This window comes from Nocardia camponoti (assembly GCF_014646135.1).
Lineage (GTDB): Bacteria > Actinomycetota > Actinomycetes > Mycobacteriales > Mycobacteriaceae > Nocardia > Nocardia camponoti.
The window spans coordinates 199,117-219,150 of record NZ_BMMW01000004.1 but is presented as its reverse complement, the minus strand read 5'-3'; the positions used below and the strand labels follow the sequence as shown (position 1 = coordinate 219,150).

The 20,034-nt window shown below is 65.1% G+C and carries 20 protein-coding genes; 3 read left to right on the top strand and 17 right to left on the bottom strand.

Annotated features, from left to right (window positions below):
- Positions 1 to 38: 38 nt before the first annotated feature.
- Positions 39 to 350 carry a hypothetical protein gene (locus IEX78_RS19570; protein WP_188830482.1) on the bottom strand — a complete coding sequence of 104 codons (312 nt, stop codon included), beginning with the start codon at positions 348 to 350 and terminating at the stop codon, positions 39 to 41.
- 132 nt (positions 351 to 482) lie between these two features.
- Here IEX78_RS19570 and IEX78_RS19565 point away from each other — a divergent pair, with 132 nt between their 5' ends.
- Positions 483 to 1,940 carry a hypothetical protein gene (locus IEX78_RS19565; RefSeq protein ID WP_188830481.1) on the top strand — a complete coding sequence of 486 codons (1,458 nt, stop codon included), beginning with the start codon at positions 483 to 485 and terminating at the stop codon, positions 1,938 to 1,940.
- 249 nt (positions 1,941 to 2,189) lie between these two features.
- On the opposite strand, the gene IEX78_RS19560 is transcribed toward IEX78_RS19565, so the two are convergent.
- The 16 genes from IEX78_RS19560 to IEX78_RS19485 all read right to left on the bottom strand — a co-directional run bounded on the left by IEX78_RS19560 (position 2,190) and on the right by IEX78_RS19485 (position 17,654).
- Complete coding sequence (locus IEX78_RS19560; protein WP_188830480.1) at positions 2,190 to 2,837, bottom strand: DUF4913 domain-containing protein; 648 nt, start codon at positions 2,835 to 2,837, stop codon at positions 2,190 to 2,192.
- A complete protein-coding gene (locus IEX78_RS19555; RefSeq protein WP_229684117.1) occupies positions 2,834 to 4,558 on the bottom strand; it encodes a type IV secretory system conjugative DNA transfer family protein in 1,725 nt (574 codons plus the stop codon). Before IEX78_RS19555 ends, IEX78_RS19560 begins: the two co-directional genes overlap by 4 nt.
- Positions 4,558 to 5,295 carry a hypothetical protein gene (locus tag IEX78_RS19550; protein ID WP_229684116.1) on the bottom strand — a complete coding sequence of 246 codons (738 nt, stop codon included), beginning with the start codon at positions 5,293 to 5,295 and terminating at the stop codon, positions 4,558 to 4,560. The genes IEX78_RS19555 and IEX78_RS19550 overlap by 1 nt, the downstream gene beginning before the upstream one ends.
- A 25-nt stretch (positions 5,296 to 5,320) precedes the next feature.
- Complete coding sequence (locus IEX78_RS19545) at positions 5,321 to 6,952, bottom strand: hypothetical protein (RefSeq protein ID WP_229684115.1); 1,632 nt, start codon at positions 6,950 to 6,952, stop codon at positions 5,321 to 5,323.
- Complete coding sequence (locus IEX78_RS19540) at positions 6,949 to 8,442, bottom strand: SCO6880 family protein (RefSeq protein ID WP_188830478.1); 1,494 nt, start codon at positions 8,440 to 8,442, stop codon at positions 6,949 to 6,951. Before IEX78_RS19540 ends, IEX78_RS19545 begins: the two co-directional genes overlap by 4 nt.
- A gap of 73 nt (positions 8,443 to 8,515) precedes the next feature.
- On the bottom strand, positions 8,516 to 10,174 hold the full coding sequence (locus IEX78_RS19535; RefSeq protein ID WP_188830477.1) for a hypothetical protein: 1,659 nt from the start codon (positions 10,172 to 10,174) through the stop codon (positions 8,516 to 8,518).
- Positions 10,171 to 10,794 (bottom strand): DUF8175 domain-containg protein, encoded by a 624-nt coding sequence (locus tag IEX78_RS19530; RefSeq protein WP_229684177.1) that lies wholly within the window; start codon positions 10,792 to 10,794, stop codon positions 10,171 to 10,173. The genes IEX78_RS19535 and IEX78_RS19530 overlap by 4 nt, the downstream gene beginning before the upstream one ends.
- An 80-nt stretch (positions 10,795 to 10,874) precedes the next feature.
- Positions 10,875 to 11,627: a DUF8175 domain-containg protein gene (locus IEX78_RS19525; RefSeq protein WP_188830475.1), complete on the bottom strand. Its 753-nt coding sequence runs from the start codon at positions 11,625 to 11,627 to the stop codon at positions 10,875 to 10,877.
- Positions 11,628 to 11,643: 16 nt separating this feature from the next.
- On the bottom strand, positions 11,644 to 12,090 hold the full coding sequence (locus tag IEX78_RS19520) for a hypothetical protein (RefSeq protein WP_188830474.1): 447 nt from the start codon (positions 12,088 to 12,090) through the stop codon (positions 11,644 to 11,646).
- The gene (locus IEX78_RS19515) at positions 12,087 to 12,374 is read right to left on the bottom strand and encodes a hypothetical protein (RefSeq protein WP_188830473.1); all 288 of its coding nucleotides are present in this window, start codon (positions 12,372 to 12,374) and stop codon (positions 12,087 to 12,089) included. The genes IEX78_RS19520 and IEX78_RS19515 overlap by 4 nt, the downstream gene beginning before the upstream one ends.
- Positions 12,375 to 12,397: 23 nt before the next feature.
- Positions 12,398 to 12,937: a hypothetical protein gene (locus IEX78_RS19510; RefSeq protein WP_188830472.1), complete on the bottom strand. Its 540-nt coding sequence runs from the start codon at positions 12,935 to 12,937 to the stop codon at positions 12,398 to 12,400.
- Positions 12,934 to 13,566, bottom strand: a complete 633-nt coding sequence (locus IEX78_RS19505) for a hypothetical protein (RefSeq protein ID WP_229684114.1) — start codon at positions 13,564 to 13,566, stop codon at positions 12,934 to 12,936. Before IEX78_RS19505 ends, IEX78_RS19510 begins: the two co-directional genes overlap by 4 nt.
- Positions 13,566 to 14,639, bottom strand: a complete 1,074-nt coding sequence (locus IEX78_RS19500) for a C40 family peptidase (RefSeq protein ID WP_188830470.1) — start codon at positions 14,637 to 14,639, stop codon at positions 13,566 to 13,568. The genes IEX78_RS19505 and IEX78_RS19500 overlap by 1 nt, the downstream gene beginning before the upstream one ends.
- Before the next feature lie 167 nt (positions 14,640 to 14,806).
- The gene (locus tag IEX78_RS19495; RefSeq protein WP_229684113.1) at positions 14,807 to 16,027 is read right to left on the bottom strand and encodes a cutinase family protein; all 1,221 of its coding nucleotides are present in this window, start codon (positions 16,025 to 16,027) and stop codon (positions 14,807 to 14,809) included.
- Between the two features lie 53 nt (positions 16,028 to 16,080).
- Positions 16,081 to 17,487 (bottom strand): hypothetical protein, encoded by a 1,407-nt coding sequence (locus tag IEX78_RS19490; protein WP_188830468.1) that lies wholly within the window; start codon positions 17,485 to 17,487, stop codon positions 16,081 to 16,083.
- Positions 17,484 to 17,654, bottom strand: a complete 171-nt coding sequence (locus IEX78_RS19485; RefSeq protein WP_188830467.1) for a hypothetical protein — start codon at positions 17,652 to 17,654, stop codon at positions 17,484 to 17,486. The genes IEX78_RS19490 and IEX78_RS19485 overlap by 4 nt, the downstream gene beginning before the upstream one ends.
- An 865-nt stretch (positions 17,655 to 18,519) precedes the next feature.
- On the opposite strand from IEX78_RS19485, the gene IEX78_RS19480 reads away from it, so the two are divergent.
- Both IEX78_RS19480 and IEX78_RS19475 read left to right on the top strand, forming a co-directional pair.
- The gene (locus IEX78_RS19480) at positions 18,520 to 18,876 is read left to right on the top strand and encodes an ImmA/IrrE family metallo-endopeptidase (RefSeq protein WP_188830466.1); all 357 of its coding nucleotides are present in this window, start codon (positions 18,520 to 18,522) and stop codon (positions 18,874 to 18,876) included.
- Positions 18,873 to 20,033, top strand: a complete 1,161-nt coding sequence (locus tag IEX78_RS19475) for a DUF6545 domain-containing protein (RefSeq protein WP_308426575.1) — start codon at positions 18,873 to 18,875, stop codon at positions 20,031 to 20,033. Before IEX78_RS19480 ends, IEX78_RS19475 begins: the two co-directional genes overlap by 4 nt.
- Position 20,034: the final 1 nt, after the last annotated feature.

The window sequence follows — 20,034 nt, the reverse complement described above, 5'->3', positions numbered from 1 at the left end:
TAGGTCGGATGGCGGATCATCCTGCTGATTGAGCATCCTCAGATCCAGCGTTCGTATCGGTCAGCGGGTAGGCGTTTCGGGAAGAACTCGGCGCGTAGGTCGGTGATGAGGCGTTGGTAGTCGTCGCCGGTGCGTGTGGCGGCTTCGCCCAGCGTGGTGAACGCGGCTCGGAGGGGATCGAAGTTGCGGGTGTGTTCGATCGTGTAGACCGCTATGACGGCGTTTCCGTCCGCGCCCGCCGCGGCGACCGCGACCGGCAACAGGATTCGCTGTCGCTGTTCTCGAGGTGCACATGATCCGAATTCGGTCGACGTCTCCGACTCGCGGAGATACCCTGCGCGATATGACATCTGAGCGTATGGAGTAGAGCTGGCCGCACGAGGGTGTGTCGGCTGCGACGAGCAGCGACACCGGCCTCTGCGAAGAGTCACGCTCAGTTGTATAGAAGGCGCCGATGCCACAGGGTAGATGGGAGCAATGGTTTGTCTCTGAACGAAAGCGACGCCGCAGAAGCCGGGCAAAGCGGTAAATCTGCGAACACGGCGAAGTTTCCTCGGCGCCGGGCGAAAAAGCTGACACGCTCGGACAGCAATAATTTTCTTCGTAGACCGGGCGAATCACCGGAGGAGGTGAAACAAGCGAGAGCTCAGCTGGAGGACCAGTTTAAGAAGGCTGGCTTGAGATTCGAGTACATCCCGAAACCGCAGGCGTGGCAAGACGACATATTTTCCTTGTATGTCAAGAGAGGCTCAAGCGAAGTGTCCCTCACGGTACGCGTCAATAACTCCTTCAAGATTGAAAATCTCCTTCCAGACCTGGAGTCGGATATTGAGGTCCTCGCACATTTCTACGGGGTAGCATGGCCGGTACAAGGAAGGGCTGAGATCGTTATCGAGGACCTGAGACACCCGCCAAGTCGGGGAGGCTACTACCACTCGTCGCCAACCGAATTTAAGCGAACGCCCGGCAGTCGGATTGTGCGTCTCGGTCATGGTTCCATTTCCGCCATCGACGAGAAGTCGGGCCTGCGCATTGAGATATCCGATGCGAGCGAACTTATAAACGTGCTGCATTCAAGCCGCCCGCGGTCTATCGAGGATTTCGTGCGGGAGCATCCGAGCCCATCGCAAACTCTGAAGATCAGCGGTATTTGCGTTAGGGACATCGGCGAATTCGAGCGATTCGTCAGCGAAGTCGCCTTGTCCTTTTCGTTCGACTTGGAAGCACGTAACGGAATCGGCTTCAAAATCGGGCGACCGCCGAAATTTGGGGCGTCGGTGCAGGAGGCCGTCCGTAAGTTCCGGGAAGATTCTGTGGATGAGCCGCTGTCGATGACGATGAACTGCTACGACCCCGATGCTGCAAGCTACTACCATCATGCTCGGCGCTCCGAGTCCGTGCCGATTGCAGCATTTTTGGGCTATTATCAGGTCCTTGAGTACTTCTTCCGACGATTCGCAATGAGGTCCTCGATCGATGTGTTGCGCCGGACGCTCAAAAATCCGGCCTTCGACGTGTGGAGCGACGACCAATTGGTCAAGATGCTTACGGCCTTGTCCGATGAGTTGCCGGACCGCACGGCTGAGCGGAACCAGCTGAAGGCGGTCCTTACACATGCAGTCGATGCTGATGCTCTGAAAGAATTCTTGGACAGCGTACCCGGCCTGACTGAACACCTCCGCAGGAAGGATCGACTTCCGGGCGTTGCCATTATCGCTTCACGAGCTGTTGGTCAAGAGCTACTGGATCAGATTGCCGACCGGGTACATCAGATTCGATGCCAGATCGTCCACTCCAGAGGAGAATCAAGGCAAGGTGAAACTCTGCGCTTGCTGCCCGACTCACCTGCAGCTGCACTGGTCGGTGAGGATGTTCGAATCATTCGATATCTGGCGATGTCGGTAATTTGCGCGAGCGCGGACCGGCTGAATCTGCGTTGAAGCATGCGAAGTTGGCGACGGGGCGGGTTGCCATTCCTCGCCGTTGGGGCGCGCAAAATAGACGTCGGCTGCTTGTATCTCGACCTTGGTCACGCGCGTGCCCCGAGACCTACCCCCATGAGAAGTAATAGAACGCTCGCTAGCGGGCGATCTCGCCCTATTCGTCCACCGGCGACCGGGCATCTGAGGAATCGAGGGTCAGCGCCGAGAAAGCGCGGACGGAACGGCACGTCCTCGCGGCTACTTGGATCACGGTATGAGAATTGCTGGGACGACCGGGATGAACTTGGCGTCAGGGTCGTGAGTTTCGGGGGTACAGGCGTAGAACGGTCCGGCTGAGTTGCTGAGGGTGCCGAACAGGGGATAGAAATAGTCGCGGAAGTACGTGGCCATCGCGGCGCCTGGCTGTACGACAGCTTCTAGCCATGCGCGGCGTAGTGACCACAGCACAGTGACCGCCTCCGGGTGTTCGTACCATTGTGAGCACCAGCAGATGGCACCGTTGGCGGTGCTTGTCGCCGAGCGCGGCAACTTGCGTTGCGCCCACTCGCCGATATTGGCAATCACCCAGTCCAACAGCACCTCCATGTCGATCTGGTCTACGCCTCTGCCACCGGGAGCGGTCGCTGCGGTTGCCGACGGTTCGGGTGTGTTCGGTGACGTGTCAGTGACTGTCGCGGCTCCTGTGTTCTCCGCCATTCGGTCGGCGAGGACCCCGAGGGCTGTTTCGAACTGATCGAGACCCTGGGCCGATCGAGCGGCTGTGGCGTCGACACGCTCGATCTTCGTGGACAGCAAGCGGTTCTGATTCCGCATCTCGACGAGCGCTTCGCTCAGTGTCGCCAGTTGATCACGCAGTTCGGCGACGGCGGTGTCCGGGGACTCGCCAGTACTCATGCCGCACCCGCTGCCGCCTTGTCGGAGAACCGACGTTGCAGTGTCTTCGCGACCGGGTTGGCCGGACCTAGATGCTCGATCGCGGCGTTCTGTACCTCCTGGGTGGCCTTGTCCCGGACCCGTTCGATGTCGCCCTTATCCGGCTCGGTGTACCAGGGAATGAGGTCGATCAGTACCGGTCGCGAGGACTGCCGGATCAGTAACGCGTTGTGTTTCTTCATCGCGGCGATGTCTTCGACGGGCATGATCGGCTCGAGTGATCCGCGGTCGTTGGAGGTGGTGACGCCACCGGGACCGTGCGAGCGGCGGCGCTCGCGGGGCTTGTACTGGCCAACGAGACCGGAGATCTTGCGCAGGAACGGTTCGTCCTGCAATCCGGCGCCGAGAATGCGCACGGTCGACGCGCCCCACAACGCAGCTGCTTCGTCGGCGCCCCAGGTGGAGATGATCTGTGCTTCGGATTGGAAAATCGCGGTGACGCACATCGACTTCGACCCCAGATGCGAAGCAAGTTTCGGCAGGCGCTTGATTCGGCAGATGTTGGCGCATTCGTCGAGGACTAGGGTCAAAGGTGGATCGACGCGTCCGCCATGAGCTGATGCGGCGAGGTCACCGAGTTCGAAGATCTTGGCGACCATGGCGGCGATCACCGCGCCGGCGCTGCCCGAGCCTTCCTGAGTCATCAGGTACAGGGTTGGAGCCTTGCCGTCTTCGAAGGCGAACAGCGACCACAGGTCGAGTTCGGTGATCTTTTCCGTGGTCTGTTGTTCCCACGTGCGTGGCGGGGTGATCCAGCGCAGGGTTTCTTCGTCCTGGACCGAGGCCATCGCGGTCTGGGCTTCACCGTAGACACCGCCTCGGGTCTCGGGCGGCAGGTCCAGCACCGCGGCGAAGGCGTTGCCCGCGCGGCGATTTCCGTGCTGGTGCAGGATGTCGATCGGCTTGTCGGAGTAGGTGTCAATCCAGTCCAAGACATCGCGCATGGTGCGCCCACTCAGCGCGGCGGCCAGTAGTGCCCAGGCGAGCAAGTTCTTTCCGGTTGGCGCGAAGAACGGGTCTTCGCTCTGTGCGGAGCCGCCGGCGCGGTTCTCCTCGATGAAGTGCTCGGCGATCATCTTGGCCTCGCGCAACGTCGTGATGCCGGAAAGGATGTTCCACCACCATTTTTGGGGAGCGTAGGCGATCTTTCCGGGGTCGAAGACGTAGACCGGTCCGACGGCCTCGCGCAGGGCTGCGGTGAGAATCCACAGGTCGGGCTTGTTCGAGGTGGCGATCACCGCGCCGGGCGCGGACAGGATGCGCGGGACCGCGACAGCGGAGGTTTTGTTGCTGCGCGGTCCCATCAGCACGATGGTGAAGTCCTCCCAGGAGGCGTAGACCAGTTTGCCCACAAGGCGACCGATCAATGGAGCCAGCTCTCGCATGGACACACCCGCAGTGGATTCGATGGAGGCGCGCAGACCCGCACCGCGCTGGGCGGCGTGCTTGGCGAGCATGTCGGAGATCTGGCGCTTGTCGCGCAGCAGCTTGTCCGGCGTCTCGCGCGGCCACGCCTTGTGTACCGCCCAGCCCAGGACTGCCAACATCAGGATCAGCACTGCCGTGACCAGACCGATCACCAGCCACGACGTTCCCTGCGCGTGGATTCGGGAGACGCCGTAGCCGATTCCGGCGACAGCGAACGCCGCGATCCACACCCAGGCCAGCGCGGAATCCTGCATCACGCACTCCTTCGCTCGGTGCCGATGTTCACTACGTGCGTCGATAGGCCAGCCTCGTGAGCCGCTAGCAGCAGCTCGGCCCGCAGTGCGGCGGCCACGCCCGCGCTGCGGGTGCCCGGCACCTCGACGACGAAGATCTCCCGGTGCGCGGCGAGCGCACCCGCTCCCAGGACCGGAAGCTGTTCGATCGTCGACCCTGCTCCTGCGTGCGCGCCCAGTGCGGCGAGGATCGGGCCGTAATCGAGTGGCAGCATGGCTTGGCGGGCCACGGCCCAGATCGCGGCCTGTTCCCCCGCTGGTGCCTCGCGGAAGGTGTCCAGATCCGCGGTCGGGCCGTCCTCGCCGCTCATGTCCAGCAGGCGATAGGGTTCGCGCAGGTCACCGGTGTGTATCCAATCGAGGACGTCGGTGAGGGTGCGTCCTCCGCGTACGGCTGCCAGCAGCAGATTCGCCGTCAGCAGCGATGCCTCTGGAACGAAATACAACGCAGCTTCGTCTCGAACGACGGAGAACAGTGCCTCGGCGATCCGGTCAGCATCGGCCGCATCGGCGATGCCGGACAGCAGATCCCAGCGGAAGGTGGTTGCCGGGCCACGCATTTCGGGGTTCCATACCAGAGCGCGCCCCCACCAGCGGTGCGGCAGTGCTGCCACATGGTCGGTCACCGTCACGACCATGGCGGTGGTCGTGTTGCCGGGATCGCGGTTCCAATCCGGTGCGGAGATGACTTCCCGCATCACGATCCTTTCCCGAGTCGGTCGTTCATGCTGCACGGCTGCTCCGTTCAGAAGTGGAGCTGCTGAGCCCGGCGAAGGCACCGTCGGTGTTGTAGAGCTCGAGTTCTTCCGGTGTCAGGTCGACATGCACCGGCAACCCCATGCGCGCGCCGGATTTGATGAGGTACTTGCCTCTGCCGGGGTGACGCTGACCGGGAACCCAGGTCGGTGGCGCGGCCCACCGCGTCACCAGTTCCTTCTCGCCGGAGGTGAACGGCGAAATCTCGTGCAGCCGTTCCATTTCGGCGTGATCGAGCCCACCGATGACCTTGATGTCGTTGCGGGCGACCATGCCCTTGGCCTTGGCGCGGTCGGACGCTGTGGGCAGCGCCTCGAGGTCGGTGATGGTGTGGGTCGACTGGGCCGAGACGACCCCGCGTTTGCGGTTGAGTCGGGTCATCCGGTCGGATTTCTCGACCAGTCCGGGAGCCGCGCGCAGTGCCCGCCACAGCTCGTCTTGGGGCTGGAACACGTTGCGGCGTTGCCCGGCGGCTTGCTTGCCCTCGATCAGGGCCGCCGACCACGCCCACGCACACATCATCGCGGCGGCCACCACGTCGTCGCCGTCGTCCTCCACAGCACCCAGCGACAGCGAGATCGCTGGCAGATCGGCGTCGAGGGAGAAGCTCGACGGCCGGTCAAACATGCCCTTGATCGGGCCTTCGCACAGCAATACCAGTGTGTTGCGCAGCTCGCGGGTCTCGCGGCGGTACTCGTGTTCGTCGCGGGCTGCCACGACGCGCAGCAGCGGCTCGGTGGCGGAATCGAGGATCTGCACCAACTCGGGGATCGTCGGGTCGGGCAAACCGTGGCGTTGGTTGGCGGCGTCGGCCTGGTCGACGGTCATCGCCAGCAGCAGCCGCTCCGTGGCGGTAAGATCCTGGCCCCCGACAATTGTGATCAGCGATTCGAGCAAGTCCAGCCGACGGCCGCGAGCTTGGGAGACCAGCTGGTCCCGTTGGGTGCCGACCGCCGCGTCGATCGCGCCGCGCAATGGCCCGAGGTCGAGGGGATTGAGGCTGTGCAGGCCGCGACCGATGCGGAACACCTTGCCGTCCAACGCTTCCACGAGCGCGGTGTATTCGTCCTTGATGTCGCCGGGGATCACCGCGGCGAATCCGAACGCGACGAGGCCGACGAGCAGACGCTTGATCGCGGTGGACTTCCCGATGCCGGGCTGTCCCTGCACCCACAAGCCGGTGTTGGTGACCAAACCGTCGACCAGCCACTGCGAGGGATCGAGCCCGATGGGTTCTGCGGTATGCAAATGGCGACCGAACGGGACGCCTCGCACTCTGGCACCACTGGCGGCCGGGAAGGGGTACAAGCCCTGGACCTGACTGGTGGTGCCCGCGAACAGGCGCCCCGCGTCGACGTTGTGGGCGTACCCGCCGAAGGGCCGGTAGTCGCCGCGAGCAGCGGGAATCGGCGGCAAGGACGTGAAGGGGGCGAATGGATTGAACGGTTCCTGGCCGGGTTCGTCAGGATCGTGCGGTTCCTGTTTGCGGTAGGCCGGGATCACTCCCAGTTTCGCCAGCCAGCGCTCGGCCAACCCCGCGTGCGCCGCAGCCCGATGCAGCCGCGCGTCGGCTTCGGTGACCGGGCCGGTGCCGGTCACGCCAGCCACCTCTGCGCGGCGCTGCGCGAGAGACCCGAGGTCGGCTCGATGCCGTAACCGAGCGAGGATGCGAACGCGGCGGGTTGGGCGCCGCGGGCCCGGCGGAACCGCAGTTTCGTGGCGCTGACTCGATCCTCGACATCGGCGCAGGCAGCTGCCAGCGTCTCCTCGCGTCGTACGGTGGTCGTGACATACATCGTGAACTGCCCGAGGCCCGCACCCATCGACTCCTCCTGCGCGGCCTTACGTGCGCGCACACGATCGTCGTATTCGCGCTGGGTCTCGTCTTTCTTCGTCTTGGTGTTCCAGACCTGGCGGAGCTTGCCGCCCTGAATCTCGCGCTCGACGATGTCGGAGGCTGCTGCGGCACTGTAGGGCCGGTAGACCATCGAGAAACGCCGGTAGTACTTTCCTGGGCTGACCATCTTGAGCAGAATGTGGTGGCGCACAACGCTACTGGGCATTCCCTTGAACACCCAGGTCACCGAATAGCCGGAGTCGTGGTAGTAGACGTCCTTGGTGGTTTCGGTACGCAGAGCGCTGCCGTCGGTCCAGGTCAGCAGTTCGTCGTCGTCTGGGGTGTCGGAGAGGAAAACCCGGACAGCAGGGTCGAACGCGGCGCGGATGTTGCGGATCACTGACTCGGTGGACGCGCGGTCGGTGACCGTCGCGCCGGCCGCGGCGAGTGCGGATTCGATGCGGGGCAGCCACCGCACCACCTCGGCCGCGCCTTCGGAGAGAGTTTGGGGCTGCGGCGATGCCTTGGACAGATCGAAATTCACCGTGACTCGCATCTGAACGTCGGCGGTGGTCGAGCGTGACTGGCTGACGGCCTTCTCCATGATCTTCTTGGACAGCGTGGGAGCGTTCTTGCCGTCACGCTCCATGCGAGCCAAGGTGTAGGCGCGCTGGTCGACGCCGCCGGTCGGGGAGGACTCCGAGGTGAAAACCACCGAGGAGATGATCGGTGTGAACCCGAGATCGGCCAGCCAGCTGCCGAAATTGCGGACCCAGGCGTTGGTGTCGGCGCTGTCGGCCAGGGTGATACCTACCGGGGACACCTTCAACACCGCCGACAGGATGCCGGTGCGCCTGTTCCAGATCAGGCACTGTGTGCCGCCGCGACCGTCTTCGACAGTCAACGGCATCAGCGGGGCCAGCACGCCGGGCAGGTTCTCCACGCGCGGGACCTCTTCGAGGACGTCGGCGGCGTAGGCGTCGCTGTTGTGCCGGTTGCCCCACCATGCCCGCACGTTCCAGGTCAGGTGCTCGACGACGGTACGTTGTGAGTCGCCCACAGGGACGATCGTCAGGGCCAGCACGGGGATGGCGATGAACAGTCCGATGAAGGCCAGAAACAGGTCGATGAACGTGGTGAAGGCGAGTCCCACCACGGTGGCCAGGATGATGGCCGTGCCGCTGGTTCCGAGACGCCCCATCCCGAAGCCTTTGACTTCGCGGAATCCGCTGTAGCCGGGTGTGTCGTTCATTGTGTGTCCCTAACGTGTGCCGCCTGTCGTGCGGTGTGCTGATGTGTGCTGATCGGGTGAGATGTGTTGGTGCTCATGGCCGCTCCGGTCCGAGGTCGTCGCCGGTCATTTCCGAGCCGACATCGTCGGCGGCTTCAGCGGCCGAACTCGCCGCTGAGAGCCCTGCTTGGATCGCCAAGGAGGCTCCGCCGGTAGCAGCCGCGCCCGCTCCTGCGGCAGCGGAGGAACCGCCCCCGGCCGCAACGGCTCCACCGGCATCGGTGGCACCGGCGACGTCGATGCCGCTTCCGCCGCTGCCATTGGGTGCGGCGGGTGTGCCGGAGGCGTCGGGATTCTCCGGCTGCGAGCTCGGGCCGGCTTCGAGTTCGAGCCCGGAACTGCCAGCGCCGAGGGCCTTGGGCGAAGACCCGGATTCCAACTGGGCCTGTCCACCACCAGCAGTCAGCGCCGAGGTGCCCCCATTGCCCGGTGACGGGTCGGGTTCGCCTCCGCCGGGACCGGTCGCGGACATAAAGCTGGCGAATCCATCCCCACCCGAGGAAGAACCCGAGCCGTTCCCACCCATGGCCGCGGCAGCACCGAGCGCCCCACCCGCCAGCCCGCCCACCGCGAGGCCGAGTGCACCGGAACCTCCGCTCACATTCATGCCCATGAAGTCGAAGAATTTCAGCAGCGCGGGCAGGGCGATCACCGCGAGGGCGACCACCATGAGGCCGGTGACCAAGGTGGTCAGGGACTGTTCTTCGCCGATGAGCGCGAAGCCCAGCGAGTAGATGTAGGCGGCGAGGGGTTTGTAGAGGATCAGCGCCACGCAGGTCGCGGCGATGCGGGGGAACCACTGCCGCCCCCAGGTGGTGAGCTGTCCAGCAGCCGCGAAGAGGATGAGGTTGTACAAGACGACGATTCCGGCTTGGCGGATGAAGCCCATCACCCACTGGATCGCGCCGAGCAGGAACGCGACGATGCCCAACAGCAGCACGCCGCCAGGATTGCCGATGGTGGAGGTGCCCAGCATGGCTTGGACTCGCTGGCCGAACTGGTTGGCGTCGGTGTCGATCATCTGGTGGGCGAAGTCGTCTCCGGCGTGGATCGCGCCGGAGAGCACGATCAGCGCCATCGAGGAGATAACGATGTATTTGACTCCGCCGAGCAGGATCTGCGCGCCTGGCTCGGTGCGGCGGGTCACCATCATCACCATGGAGCCGGTGAGGATTCCGGCCATCATGATGAAGAACACGACCTTCTGGACCGGCGCCTTGTCCGCCATCACGCCCGCATAGGACAGGCTGATCGAGTCGGTGCCGATCCACCAGGTCATCGACTCGACCAGCAGGTCACCGCTGAATTTGCCGATGGATTCGGCGGCCTTGCCAAAGGCCGAGTCGACCGCCTTGCCGATCGTGTTGTCGGCAACTGTGCCCGGGTACAGGTCGATCGTGGATTGTGTTGCACCGTTGTTGATTTGAGCTCGGAACGCGGTGTCGTCGTTCGGGTAGAGATAGCCGGTGTCGGGTTTTTTCCCGCACCCAGGGAACTGGGGGTGCTGCGAGCACCAGATCACGCCGTCGCTGTCGCGCCAGCTCTTCTGCTCGGCGCTGAGTTCGGAGAGTTTTTGTGGCATGTCCGGTGGCGGCGGCTCGGCCGAGACCAGTGCCACCGGGCCCACCAACAGGGCCAGCAGCATTCCCACGAGCGCTAGGGGCCGCAGGATCGACCAGGTGTTCGTGCTCATCGCCCTGCCCTGTCCTGGAAGGTCGTGAATCCTGTCAGGCCCGTGGAGTTCGGTAGTTCGGGCAGGCCGGAATCGACCTGGTAGACCCAGTCGGTGCCGTCCCAGAGCGCGGCGCGGCGCACGAAGTCGTAGCCGCCCTTGACAGATGGGACTGCGAAGTAGATTCGCGCGAACATCGATGTGTAGGTGGCGAATTGGAAGGCGACCGGCTGACGGAAGGCCACTTCGAACTCGTCGGCGGTCAGGTTGCGGGCCTGGGTGACCGCGTTGCGGACCTGCTGCTGCTGGCCGAGATCGGCGCGCACTTGGGTACCGAGCAGCTGCTCGTAGCGGGCATCGGTCAGAACCCGTGTGGCGATCTGCCACGCTGCGACGAGTGCGCCCTGCGGGGTGTGGGTGTAGCCGTGCGCGCGCGGACCATCGACCTGGGCGGGCCCGTCTTCGCTGAACGGCAAGCGGATTCCGTTGATCAACTTCCATTCCAGCTCGCGCGGTGGTTCCGTGGTGGTGAGCCCGCCAGGCGCCGGCGGTGTCGCGAAATCGTGCGGTTGGTCGCGTATCACGACGATCGCGACGATGGAGGCGACTGCGACCAGTACGGCGGTGACGGCCACTGGCATCCAGCGCCGCGGCGGGCTTGGGTTGCGGGGTGCGGGGTGGTCGGCGAATTCTCGGGTGGTGAACATCAGGGTTTTCCTTGCTACAGCGGGGTGAATCCGGTCAGGTCTGCCGTTTCTGGCAGCGCCGGGGCGCTCAGCTCGCTGCTGTAGCGCCAATCGCCGTCGCGCCACAGCACCGCTTGACGGGTGATCCGGTAGGAGCCGGAGGTGCGGGGGTAGGCGTAGTAGATCGTTGCGGCGTCGCCGGTGTAGTCGCCGATCTTGAATCCGGCGGGCTGCACGGTGCTGGCCTGCACGGCGGCCGGATCCAGCCGAGGCTGGCTGATTCGGGCGGTGAGGATCTGGTGACGGTCGGCGGGCGAGATCGCGGTCTGGATGTCGAGGACGCGGGCGAAATCGGGGGAGTAGAGCAGTCGCATGCCGATCTGGAGTGCCGCGACGGTCGCGCCTTGTGGGGTGTGGGCGTAACCGGTCGCGACCGCCCCGTCGATGCGGGAGGGCCCATCCGATCCGGTGAACGGCAGGGGAACGCCGTCGACGCGTTGCCAAGACAGCGCCTGGGGCGCGGCGGTCAGCCAGTCCGGGTCGGCAGGGGAGCGGGTGTGCGGGATCTGGGGGACCAGCGATCCCTTCGCGGCGGTTGTCACCACGGTCGTCGCGGCTGTTGCGCTTGCGTCGCCTGGGACATTGGCTTCTCCGTGGAAGCCCACGCCGACAAGGGCGAGCGCGCCGACAACGGCGAGTGCTGCCGCGCTGACCGACCCGATCAGGTACGCGCGGCGCGCTTTCGCCAAGCCGGCGGTGTCGCGGAATTCGGAATTAGTCAATGACATTGGTGCTCAATCTCTTTCATAGAAATGCGGTGATAACGGTGTAGCCCGACCCGGACAGCACGGTGGCGACGAGCACAACCGGCAGCGAGTGCAGGGCCTTCTTGGCTTGCTCGGAGCGCCCGCGAATCCCCACCATCAGCACGGCGGCGGTGATCAGCACGCCGCCGACCGCGCACGCGAGCGCGAGGGTGCGCATCCAGCCGAGCGAGTCGGCGATGAAGGAATCCAGGTCCTCGGGAGCGTCGGCGGGATCTCCACCGAACCGGTCCCATCGCACGCCGCCGGTGGTGGGGTCGCGGATGGGAATTTGCTCTCCGGTGCCGCCGCCACCCGGACTCTGGGGACTGAGCTGCTGACTGGTCGGCGGGGCCGGTGTGGTCGTCGGCGGCTGAGCGTGTAGGACTCCGGCACCCACAGTGATCAGGGTCGCGGTGAGCGCGAACGCCCAGAGCGCCCGTTTCACTGAAACGCCTCGATGATTCCGCCCGCGCCGCCGGTGATGACGATTCCGAGGATGACCATCGGCAGGTGCCCGAGAGCGTTCTTGGCGGCGTCGCTGCGACCGCGCAGGCCGACGAATAACATTCCGGCCACCGCAAGCAGTCCAGCGAAAGCCAGTGCGTAGCAGAGGGATTTGGCGTAGCCGAGCGTGTCGTTGACGCGATTGCCCAATTCGCCGGGCAGTTCCTTCGCGGGAGGATTGGGGACTTGCGCCAACCAGTCGGCGGCCATTAGCAATGTGGACATGGGGATTTCCTTCTCGTGATCGGTCAAGTCACCCGCAGGACGGGACGCTCGTGCTCGTCCTCGTCGATGGGTTCCGGCTCGGATGTGGTGGTGGTGGGGGTTTCGCGATCAATGGCGGTGCGCACCGCCTGAGCCAGCTCCTCGCGGACCTTGCGGGCGGGTTCGGCCCACCGATGGGTCTTGCGGTCGGCGTCGAAGACGCCGGTGGACAGCAGGTCCCAGGGGTTGTCGCTGGCGGCCAGCGGTGAGAACCAGCCGAGCCGCAGCACCGGGGTATCGAGGTTGGTGGCGGCCATCTTCAGTCGGCGCTGGACAACGGAGGGCCAGCGCGCCTCGCTGTCGGCGACGACGACCAGGACCGGGCGCGTGGGCATCTGCTGGGCGGTGGCGATGGCCCAACTGACCGCGACGGCGGTCGCGCGGGTCACCAGGACGTCGACTGCCTGGGTGCCGTTGGCTTCGATGACGCCGACGTCGATGCCGTCGAGCAGATGCGCCACCGTGGTCGTGCCGACGCCACCGGCGATTCCGCCGATCACCGGTCGCCGCGGTCGCGCGCTCATCGCGCGCCCACCTGGGCGACGCGCCAACCGGCGCCGACCTTGACCAGCGCTAGCCCGACCACCAAGTGACGCTCGGGCAGGGGCCCGTTCGCCGTGCTCACCCTCTGGGTGACCTCGAGTAATCGCGTCGCGGAGTTCGCGGTGTCGGCGGGAGCGCCGGCCTCCGCGCCGGGGCGCACGCCGCCAGCGGACACGCTCAGTACCGCTGAACGTGCGGTCAGGTCGAGCCAGTCCGCTCCCGGGCCAGATATCGGTGGATAGTCGCGCAGAAGCTGTGTGAGCCGGGGTTCGAGCAACGGGGCCGCGCGCAGCTTGGCGTCGTGCGGGGACAGATCGCGGGTGGTGTCCCACCCGTACCAGATCCGCGCCACGGCGACCGCGACCGCGTCGACGTCAGAGCCTTCGACCGGTCCGACCTCGACGGGCAGTGAGGTCGGAACCGCCAGCGGTGTCGAGGGCGGTGTCACCGGAACTCGCGAAGTGGTTTCGGTCGGGGTCGCGACCGGAGTCGTCGGTATCGGGGTGGTTGTCGGCGCGTTGTGGTTCGCCTGGCCCGTGGAGCATGCCGCCACTGCCAGCGCCGCCCCGGCCAACGCGACCGCGTGCATCGTCCAAGTAGTTTTCGGCATCATTGTCTTTGGATTCCTGCTCCGAATCGCCTGATTTCGATTCCTGGCCCCAAATTCGATAAGGGGGAGATTTTCACCTGATCACCTGATTGGGGGGCTTCGACCATTTGTCCGCCGCCGAGGGCGATGGCGACATGTTGCGGATTTCCGCCGCTCGGGAAAACGATGTCTCCCGGCTGGATGTCGTCCTCCTTCACAGGGTGACCGCGTGTGTCATTGAGGATGGAGGTGGTGTAGTGGGGAAGTTGAATAGATTTGCCGCTCGCCTGCCCCACGGCGTACAGAACAAGTCCCGAGCAGTCGAAGCCGACTTTCTCGTAGTCGCCGAAGGAATCGGCGACACCGCCGTCACGAATTCCCTGTGACGGCCCGTCGAGAGTGCCGCCGCCCCACGCATACGGCGTTCCCTGCCAGCACAGTGCCGCTGCGGCCACGTTCGTGCCGAATGTTGCGCCGGGGCGGAACTGGCTGCAATGGGTGAGTTCGACGGTGCCGAGCTGGGTGTATTTGGCCATCTTGGCTTTGACCCCAGGCGCGTATCCCTCGGTCTCCCCGTTGACGATCTGGGGCCCGCCAGCGGATATCACACAGCCGTATCCGCAGTTGTAGGCGGCGAGCACGATGTCGATCAGGTCGCCCTTGATCCGTCCGCTGGCCAGGTCCTGCTTGGCCTGCGCGACGGTGTCGCAGTCGAACTTCGCCTGCGCCATGATCGCGTCGGCCGGATCGAAGGGGGAGATCACGCCGTTGCCGTCGGCATCGACGCCATAGGACGGCCAGGTGTAGGGCATGAACTGCGACAGGCCCTGCGCGCCGGCCGGGGAGACCGCATCGGGGTTCCAACCCGATTCCTGCTCGATCTGGGCGGCGATGAGCGGGGCCGAGATCTCCTCGCACAGAGTGCCCGCCCGGATGACCCACGCCTCGAATTCGGGTGGAACAGTGCCGGTCGCAAGTTTTCCTTGAGCGAAACTCGGATTTTCCCGGTCGCTGTCGATGAAAATCGCGACAACCAGAACCGGAACCATGACGAGCGCCATCAAGAGCGCTACCAATTTCGATACTGATTTCATCGCGATACACCTCCTTTGGGCATGTTTCGTGAAAGTCTGTATTCACTGGGAATGCGGTGAAGTGGTATTTCTTCGGCATCGAGTGCCGCGAGAATTTCGGTCGCTACGTTCTTCCGCTTACGCCCGGCGCGCTGATGCCGGGCGTAAGCGGAAAGGCGATCACCGATTCAGAGACCGGCCTGAATCTTCGCGGTCAGCCATTTCACGATCCATTGCGCGGCGGTGTCACCACTGTCATTGACCGTGTAGTTGCTCGCATAGGACCGGTGCGCGTCCAGTAGGAGATAGGACACGGCCTGCGATGCTTGCTGAACGAGTTCGTCAGGTTTGGTCAGGCTGACCAGCGCATCGAACTCCGGCATATTGATGACCTGGGCGACGTCATCGAGCATCGTCGAGGAAAACACCATCTCCGCCAGGGTGAGCGGCAGCGAGTACGGTGAAGTCGCCGCGACCACACCGAGTTTCGTCAGCTCGGTGATCACAGAACTCGCGGCCTTCGCGATGACCTGCGGATCGGCCTCGGCGACGTTCTTGACCAGCTCCAGGCCGCGACCGATCGCATAGTTCGGCAGATCCTCGGGCGTGATGTTGAGCAGCGGCACCACCGCGGCGACAACCTTGGACTTATCCGAGAGCGAGCAAATCGTGTCGTTGGGCGCGCACATCGTGGTCACCCGCTCTGCGAGCACGCCCATCCCGCCGTCGCGCTGACCGAGGACACCCTCACCGCCCGGGTCGGCACCGACCAACGTTTCAGCCACCGACGACGACTTCGTGTTCACCGAGTGCGTCGACGGAGCGCTCTCGGAACCGGACGAGACAGTCGACGCCGAACGTTTCGGGTCCGACAACAACCCACCGGCCAGGATGCGCGAGGGGTCGACCACGCCCCGGCGGTTGCCGACCTCGGACAGGAAGTCGCCCGCGATCAGCGCACCCTGGCTGTAGCCCAGGATCACGAACTTCGACAACGGGCACGCTTGCGCCAACTCCGTGGCCCGCGCCTCGAGCGCTGACTTGCCGTTGGCGCGAGACTGACTGAGTGTCAACGGATTTCCCGTCGCGATGCCAGCGATCGGACCGCCCACCTGCGCCACATACGGCACCTGTTCGGCGCGCACAGACGTCGCGGTGCTCCGGGTCAACGAGGACCCGGCCACCTGTTTCGGCACCGTCTCCGCCGCAGTGGGCGGTGTGGAATTCAAGGCCGCCAGGAGCGGCCCGGTGATCTGGCCGAGCATGCCCGGTACGACGTTCCGGTCGGCGTCGGCACTGGTCTCCCAGGTGCCGGGGACCGCCAACGTGATCACATCCGAGCAGTCGGTCGCCGTCGGTGCCGGTTCGGGATCAGCCCAGGCGGGCACCGAGGCAGCCGATGTCAGCACCACCGCCAGCATCACTGTGCACGCGGATCGCCGCCCGATCGTCGCGGCCGACATCACCGCACCAGTCCCTGCACAGCGGTGAGGGCACCGTTGGCCGCTTCGGTCAGCGGACCGAGCTGGTCGGACTCGAACGGAGCTTGCTCGCCGATCGTCGAGGTGACCGCGTCGGCGACGCCCGAGGTTCCCGGCGTCGAACGGGCAGCGGAGAGGGCATCAGAGGCCACCTCGGCGAACGCGGCATCGACCGGTGCGGCCCTCGGCTCGTTTTGCCACGCCTGCACGCCACTTTCGAGCGCGGAGGCGACCGTGTGGACAGCCTCGACCCCGCCGGGTTGGGCCTGGACCCAGTCCACCGCCGACTCGCTCGCGGATCGTGCGGTATCGGCGCCCGCGCGCAGCTGATCGTGCAGCGACAGGTCAGGCGCACCGGGACCGGGGACTTCTTCCGGCGGAGCGACGAAATCTGAGCCGTCGCCCGCCGTCGCGACTCCGCCGACAAGAGCGCCAACTGCCCCGCCGGCCACACCACCGGCAACCGCGGCGGGGACGCCGAGAACCGCCGCGCCGACCGCCGCGCCGGTCGCCGCGCCCAGCACGGTTCCCGCCATCGCGGAGGGAACGACACCGACGATGGGCACCGGGACCAGCGTGCCTGCCGCAGCACCAGCAGCACCGCCGATCGCCGCTCCGACGAGACCGCCGCCGACCGCTCCGATCGCCGCAGCGGGAACTCCCACAGTGATTGCGCCGATGCCGAGTCCGCTCGCACCGCCCAGGACCATCGCGGTTGACATGACGTCGGCGCGGGAGGCGCTGATCCCCGCCGATTGAAGGGCGGCGTTGGTGTCGCGCTGGGCGAGGGCCACGTGGCCGTTGACCTTCCACGCCACATCGGCGGGCACCCAATCCGGGCGGTCGATGGTCAGATCGCCGAGCCCGAGCTTTTCCGGGGCAGGAGGAGTGATCACCTTCGGCGGCCCGGCTGGGATCGGCGCGGGCTCCACCACGACCGGCAGGTCCGATTCTGGCGCGGCTTGGTGTAGTCGCTGCGGGGTCGACTGCTGCTGAGGTAGCACAGGGCCAGTTCCCTGATCGGTGGACGGACTCGGGTCGCGATACTGACTCGGATCGCTCGGCAGCGCGGGCGCGGGAATCACCCTGCCCAACGGAGACTGCTCGGTAGGAGGATGGACCGGAGCGGTCGGTCGGGTCTCGAAACCAGGTTGCGTTGTTGCGGGACCAGCAAGTCCGGGCTGCTGCGTCGGCGCGGCTTGGGCCAACGCCGAGTTCGCGGCCAGGACAATCGCCGCTGCTACCGCCGAGGTCATCGCGACCCGCGCAAGGCCGGTGCCCGGTCCGAGCATTCCCGTCATCCGGGCGTTCTTCCCCCCGTGCGCGACGGCGCAATCCCAGATCGGTGCAGTGCGGTTGGCATCGGGTTCGACATCGTTCGCGGTCATGCGGCGGCCTGCTCGGGCACACTCGACAGGACGCGCTGGGACGATTTGCCCACGATGCTCGCGGATGCGCCGACTCGGCGTGCCGCTGTCACGAACTCCTCGATTTCAACGGCGGGCAAATCGTAGAAAAATCGCGCGCCGCCGGGAAATTCCACGTGCACGGTCATTGTCGGGATTGTGGACATGTTGATGCTCCATTTCAAAAGGCAAGTGGGCATGGCGATTCCAGGTCTGGATGTGCGCTGAATTGGTGCTGCGGGTCATCCCGTGACCGCGCGGAATCGCTATCGCCGACGGCTGGTTGCGCCGCGCGGCAGCATGCGGGCGACTGCCTAGTCGGCAGCCTGTCGACCAGGTCGCTCCCGCATCGGCACTTCTCCCTCACTTGCAGTTCAGCGACCGATTTCCGGCCGCGAAATGAAGGTAAATGGCCTTGGGCAAACGGACAATGTGCAGCTCAGGTGGGTAAATCGAAGTAACGGCAACTATCCGGCACGGGCTACTACGACCAACTTCGATCAAGCTCGATCACATTCAATTGAGTGATATAGATCACACGTCAGGGGTGTCGGAACCGAAATCAGCCCAGGGGGCGGCCAGCGCCTGCCGTTCTGCGGTATCGAAACCACGACCGACCGTGTGATATCTCGCACGCCGATTCACTGGTCGTCGTCGCGGCTCTCTGGCGGAGATTGCCAGGTCATCACTGCGGTGCCGTGGTCGCGTCAGCTCGTCGGCCTGCTCTATGGCCGGGCTTCTGCTGTAGGCATCGCCAGAGCGTGTCAGCTATGTACCAGCTATTATGTTGGGGAGCTATTAGTTGAACGGTCGCTTCTATAAGCGTGCGCTGTTGGGTGCACAGATGGAGATCGTGTACAGAACCTGGAGGTCGGGACTGCGGTGGATGAGAGCCGGTTACAGAGCATCTTGGACGGAATCCCTCTAACGCCGCCTTGGACGGTCGGGGAGTTCGCGAGGTACCTGTCCGGGCGTCTCGGCAAGCGGATCGTCTTGGACCCATGGCGGGTACATGTGCCGTCGGTGTCGCGATGCGGCGCCCTGTGGGTCACTCAGCAGGAGCTCGTCGTCAAGTACGACCCCTCGAGATCACCTCGCGGGCAGCGGCAGGAGATCATGCACGAGGTCGGTCACGTCCTGCTCGAACACAGGGGTGACGACCAATTCGAGGTGACCGACTCGTCGCTGGCCGATGGCCTGGACCCGCTACGAGTTCGCGAGATCATGCACCGGAGCCACTTCGACTCCACTGCGGAGCGCGAAGCCGAATGGCTGGGAACCCATCTTGCAGGGATGAGCCGTGGCCGGCCCGATGACATCAGCGGCGCGCGCCACCGCGCGGCATCTGTCATCGAACTGATGTGGCGATGAGTCCCCACCCAAGCCCCCTACTCGTCGCCGAAGCCACGTCCTCGCTGTCCGAACCGGTCGCGACCGCGCTGCTGATCTGGATCGCAGTCGTGGTCGTGGCCCGCATGACGGTGCTCATCGAACGCCTGAGCCTGGACTGGGCATTGGCGACGCTGGCGATGTCGTTCTGGTTTACCGCGCTGCTGCGGGACCGCGCCGTTCAATCGGTGCTGACACGTTGGATCGCACTCGCTGATATTCGCCTTGCCACCCACGCGGCTGCACTGTGCGCGGCTGGCGCTCTCGTGTGGATCGGACTGTTGTGGCACGCGCGAAAACCCGTGCGCGACAGCACCATAGTGCTGATCTGGGTCGGCGTCGCGGTGCTCGTCGTCGCGCTCGCGTGGATCTCGGCCCCTGCGCGTACGGCCAATATCGCGGTCGAGGAGCTTTCGGGCTGGCGGCCCGGGGTCTACCTGACGACCTATTCCCTGCCCACCGCGCTCGCCGAGCTGATGATTTTGGTCACCGCCGTCAGTTTGGTGTGGCATTGGCGCCAGAGCCTCGCCCGCGCGGTGTTCGCGGGTGTCCTCATCGTCTGTATCGCGGTCTCCCAGATCGACGCCTGGACTCGAATCCTTACCGGTTGGTTGATCACCGCAGGAGTACAGGACGACCTCACCGTCGATCGGGCGGGCACCAATGATCTGCTGTTCCTGGCCCCGGTCGCGCTGCTGATGCTGCTGGCTTTGCCCTCGATCGCCACGTCCCTGGCGATCCGGCTGCGCTGCGATCCCGCCTCGCGCAATATCGCGGTTCTCGAGCCGATGTGGGCGGACATGATGGATGCTCGCCCAGAAATGCGTCTGCACGTCAAAGCGCGCAAAACGCTGCCCCAGGTGACCGAACATCGCATGCGCATCGAGATCGAAGACACGATGATCTCGGCCGCTCCCTATCTCGCCAGTCTGGGCCCGCGCCCGGACCCGACCCAGGTGTGCCAGGCGCTGCGCGCCGCCCTGGACGCGGGCGAAGAGGGCCACCACTACCAGGACGCGACCGCGCCGGAGTGGGTGGGAAACGAAGCGTTCGTACTCAAGATCGCCCGCCAATGGAGCAGGACCCGTCCCGGCCCTGACCAGGCCACAGAACCGCATCCCGGAGAGGTAACCGTATGAC